This window comes from Alkalinema pantanalense CENA528 (genome assembly GCF_050753345.1).
GTDB classification, from domain to species: Bacteria; Cyanobacteriota; Cyanobacteriia; order Leptolyngbyales; family Leptolyngbyaceae; genus Alkalinema; species Alkalinema pantanalense.
In genome coordinates, this window is the sequence record NZ_JBLZFX010000178.1 from 1 (window position 1) to 4837 (window position 4837).

At 48.3% G+C, this 4837-nt stretch carries 4 protein-coding genes; 3 read left to right on the forward strand and 1 reads right to left on the reverse strand.

Going from position 1 to position 4837, the window contains the following annotated elements:
- Positions 1 to 355: 355 nt before the first annotated feature.
- The gene (locus ACN4EG_RS27080) at positions 356 to 490 is read right to left on the reverse strand and encodes a hypothetical protein (protein ID WP_431633397.1); all 135 of its coding nucleotides are present in this window, start codon (positions 488 to 490) and stop codon (positions 356 to 358) included.
- A gap of 8 nt (positions 491 to 498) precedes the next feature.
- Between ACN4EG_RS27080 and ACN4EG_RS27085 the strand changes: the two genes are divergently transcribed.
- The 3 genes from ACN4EG_RS27085 to ACN4EG_RS27095 all read left to right on the forward strand — a co-directional run bounded on the left by ACN4EG_RS27085 (position 499) and on the right by ACN4EG_RS27095 (position 4453).
- A complete protein-coding gene (locus ACN4EG_RS27085; protein WP_431633398.1) occupies positions 499 to 3153 on the forward strand; it encodes an RHS repeat-associated core domain-containing protein in 2655 nt (884 codons plus the stop codon).
- Positions 3154 to 3176: 23 nt separating this feature from the next.
- The gene (locus ACN4EG_RS27090) at positions 3177 to 3500 is read left to right on the forward strand and encodes a hypothetical protein (protein ID WP_431633399.1); all 324 of its coding nucleotides are present in this window, start codon (positions 3177 to 3179) and stop codon (positions 3498 to 3500) included.
- 143 nt (positions 3501 to 3643) lie between these two features.
- Positions 3644 to 4453 carry an Rpn family recombination-promoting nuclease/putative transposase gene (locus ACN4EG_RS27095; protein ID WP_431633400.1) on the forward strand — a complete coding sequence of 270 codons (810 nt, stop codon included), beginning with the start codon at positions 3644 to 3646 and terminating at the stop codon, positions 4451 to 4453.
- Positions 4454 to 4837: the final 384 nt, after the last annotated feature.

Below are 4837 nucleotides of genomic sequence, written 5' to 3' on the forward strand. Positions count from 1 at the left end.
CTCACAGTCTATGCAAATCGTCTGTATACAGAGCTACTCTTTAAGATGCGCTTACCCTGGATCATATGTCACGATCGGCAATGAACAAGGGTACATTGATCGCACGGGCCAATTTATTTGGCGCTCTAATTTATCTCCAAACCCGTAATTTATACCGCTTCAGTCACTCTAAGCAGAGGAAAAGATAAGTGGCTGGTTCAACACCTCCGAGAAGAAATAGAAAATTCCGCAATCGACCACTATCCTCAACGATCGGCTGAATTGATCTGAGCTTGCATCGATTCCAGTTGCTCTATGGAATATTCTGTAATCCGCGCGATCGTTCGTTGCCATGATGTTCGATCGACCCTTACCTTTAGCGATCGGCTGAATTGATCTGAGCTTGCATGGCTTGCAGTTGCTCGTTGGCGAAGCCTTCCCATTCGGAAATCGAATATTCTGTAATCCGGGCGATCGTCTCTAGGGCTAAGCTTTCCTGTAACATCTTCATCGACAGGATTGGAAACGACCGATCGATTGGGGCGGCGACGATCGTTTGAATACGATAATCTCGGTCGGCAGACAGCAGAAAAATGGTGGACAGGTGCCACCCTGAATCGAACCATTACTTCGACGTTTGATGCATTGGATTTAGCGCAGATTGCAGATCCGGTTTCTCGCTATACGTTTGAATATTTTAAGAATGGCTGGCTGAAGTCTGTGGACAATGCGGGAACTTCTGGGAGCCCTCAGGTTAAGTTTTCCTATACCTATGACAAGGTGGGCAATCTTACGACTGTCAGCGATCGTATTAATGGTCAGAATCAGGGTCTGACTGGCTATACCTATGATGCTCGGAACTTGATGACGACGGTCACGCAGTCCGGGACGGGGGTTCAGGCGAAACATGTAACCTTTGACTACAACGAATTAGGGCAGATGCGATCGCTGTCGCGCTATACGGGGACTTTGGCTAACCCGGCGACTTTGGTGGCGACTTCGACCTACAGTTACGATCGCTGGAGTCGGTTGGCCTCGTTGGTGCATCAGCGGGGTGGACAGGATCTGCTGAAGTTTGGCTATGAGTATGATGGGGCAAGTCGGTTGACTGGGATTACTGAGTTGCAGGGCCGGGTAGACTATACCTATACGGCAGCAGGGCAGTTGCAGCAGGAGACGCGGACGGGAGCGAATGGGTTTACGCGCATCTATGCCTATGATGACAATGGCAATCGGACGGGGAATGGGTTGCTGACGGGGCAGGATAATCGCCTGCGGGAGGATGAGTCGTTCCGGTATGTCTATGATGATGAGGGGAATCTGATTCGGCGGACGGAGAAGGGATCTGGAGCCTATCGGGTCTTGAGTTGGGACCATCGCAATCGCTTGACGCAGATCAGTGAGTTCAGTGTGGGTGGGGTGGAGCTATCTCGGACGCTGTATACCTATGATGTTTTTAATCAACGGATTGCTAAAACGATCGATGGGAATTTGAGTGATGGGTTGCCGGGAACGACGACGTATTTTGTCTACGATCGTGACCATGTGGCGCTAGAGTTTACGGGCAATCGTGTGACGCGCTATCTGTATGGGCCAGGGGTCGATCAGGTCTTGGCGCAGCAGGTGGGCGATCGGACGGATTGGTTCTTGGCGGATCATTTGGGTTCGACGAGGGCGTTGATTGATAATAGTGGTGTGATTCAGAAAAGCTTTACCTACGATGCCTTTGGTAAGCTGGTGGGTGAGTCGGGCAATGCGGGGGTAGATACGCGCTATCGCTTTACTGGACGGGAGTGGGATGGGGAATCGCAACAGTATTACTATCGTGCTCGGTATTATGATGCCAATACGGGACGGTTTATTGGGCAAGACCCGTTAGGATTTGCAGCAGGTGATAGCAATCTGTATCGCTATGTCGGGAATAGTCCTGCCATGGCAACTGACCCCTCGGGATTGTTTTTAGAAGGCGCGCAAAGGTTGATTCAGGGCACACAAAGACTGGTTCAAAATACTGCGGATACAGTAAGGTATGGCATCAAAGGAACGATCGATTTTTATCGCAATGGTGAGGATGTTAGTGACGCGGTCTCTAATATTAAACCAACAATTACGGCTCAGGCTGCCACTGCTAGAGACCACTACGTCCGTCGGTTCAATGATTCCTCTGCAAGTCCTTTAGAGAAGCTAGGTGCAGGGGTTGGGGGTTCTCTGGCCTCTCTAGCGACTGCGGAAAATTATGACAAAACAGCGACAGTTCTAGGATGGGCAATGTTTGCTGATTTTGGAATTCAGCTAGGAAAAGCTGCACCAGATATTCTGAAGGGCTGTGGCAGGCTACTGTTAGCCACTGGAAAACTCTCTGATGATTTAGGCCGTGGCGCGGGCAATGCCCTGCGAACCGTCAGACAATGGGGCGATGATTTAGCTCACGGTACTGGAAAACCTCTAAGCACATGCTTTGTCGCAGGCACTTTGGTTCTGACTCCTCATGGAGAGAAACCGATCGAAGAGCTAAGGATAGGTGAATTTGTTGTTGCTAGCAATCCGATATTGGGCATTACAGGAAATCGAAGGGTCAAGCAGCGGTTTGAACACAAGACCGATACCGTACTACATATCCAGGTAGATGACACTACGATTGTCTGTACGCCAGAGCATCCCTTCTGGGTTCCCACTTATGGATGGCAGGTAGCTAGGACACTGGAAGTTGGAACTCAGTTATTAACTAAAGAAGGAGAAATCGTCTACGTCAATTTAATTGAACCTGAAACAGGTGAGTTCTCAGTCTACAACATTGAAGTTGAAGAATTACATACTTACCATGTCACTAACATTGGAATTTTAGTTCATAATACTTGTAAGATTTCACCTGAAGATTTACCGGGTGGTCCTCGACGACTTGACCAAGAACTTATTGACCTCAATAAAGCCCTTGCAAGTCAAGAGCAAATGGGAGAAGCAGGCGTAACTATTGCAGGTCGAGGCAGCCGTGGAAATGTCCCACTTCGAGACTCCCCTCGTCTAGCTCGTGAATACGGTGGAAATCCTGGAGATTGGCTCAAAAAATCTTCTTCCTCGTATAAAGCTGCTGATGGAACTCATGTTGAAACCCATTGGTATGAGAATTTTCAGACAGGGCAACAAGTAGAACATAAAATCAAAGTTATACCCTGACACAATAATTGAAGGAGAATTTAATGAATTACTCAAGCGATAAAGCTAGTGATGCTGAGTCAGCAATTGTAGATATAGCCAAGAGTATCATTTCAGATAAGATTGACACTCTTGAAGGCTGCCGTCAGTTAGTAACTTTGCATTATCAAGTCAATGACTCCGAAGAAACGTTTCTTCCTCTTGTAGGAATCGTTTCTGAAACAGATGATTTTCCAATGGGAGATGAGAGACTTGGATGGTCATCTGATGCACTTTCAACGATGGACTGCGAAAGGGAAATGTATTTAGAGCAAGTCAGATCGCTTATTTATACCACTTGTAGAGAAATCATCTCAAAATTCTCTTGAAGTTGGGCAGCGCCTATTCCTTAAAGATGGGTCAATCTCAGTTGTCCAAAAGTACGATCAATGCTTGAGACTGTCGATCGTACTTCTCACCCCCTTCCCAAAAACTGGCTGACCTGAGAACGGATGGGGGTTACAATCAAAAAATGAGTTTCGATAGCACCTGTCGGCGACTGGCCGAACAATTTCCAGAAGACATTGCCCGATGGCTCCTTGGTAGACCCATTCAATCCACCCTTCTCAAACTCACCGAACTCTCCCTAGAACCGATTCGTGCCGATAACCTGATTTTGCTCGAAGGCGATGCCGACATCCTGCATGTGGAATGGCAAACCGACCCGACCCAAGTCATGCCAATGCGCCTTGCCGACTATCGCCTGTGCATCCACCGCAAAGCGCCTGATAAAACCATCCATCAAGTCGTCATCTACCTACGCAAAATCGATTCTCCTCTCGTCCACCAAAACTACTTTGAAATCGCAGGGATGTACGCCGAATACAACGTGATTCGGATTTGGGAAGTGCCCGCCGCAGAACTGATGCAGGCACCTGGTCTATTGCCCTTTGCCGCCCTCGGTCAGACCGACAACCCTGAACGCACCCTGCGCGATGCAGTACGAGCTATGAAGCAGGTTGAGAACCCAGAGCAGCAGCATGAATTACTGGGTGCAGCCTACTTCCTGGGTGGGTTAGTATTAGAACGAGAGTTGATTGGTCGAATCATTCGGAGGGATGTTATGCGCGAGTCCGTCACCTATCAAGCTGTATTAGAAGAAGGCCGCGAGGAAGGCCGCGAGGAAGGCAGACAAGCAGGCCGCGAGGAAGGTCGTCAGGAAGGCCGCCGATCGCTGGTCATCAACCTATTACGGGAAGGCGCAGACATTGATCTGATTGTCCGGGCAACAGGCTGGTCAATCGAGCAAATTCAGCAATTACAGCAGGACAATTCTCACTAGCAAGAGTCCAACCTACGGAGCCATGATCCCTCCAGTCTCTGATCAGCCATCCTGTACTGAATAACTTCAGATTCATGGGGAAGCCACTAATGAACGCATTAACCCAACCAGCACGATCGCTCAGCCTATCGATCGTCATCCTCTAGATCATCCTCAAAATCAAAGTCATCATCATCCAACTCTGTACTCGAATCCTTCAAATCATCTAGAAAGTCTTCATCCTCCTCGATCGGCCTAATTTTTCGTGGAGATTTTGTAGACGGCTTAGGAGATTTCTAACAAAGAAACTACCCAGGGTAAAATGCTTTCAGTTGTTCCAACAAGCAAGGAAGCAGAGACTTGAAAAACGCTCCTCAATCTGAAAATCCCCTTAGTTCATCGCAA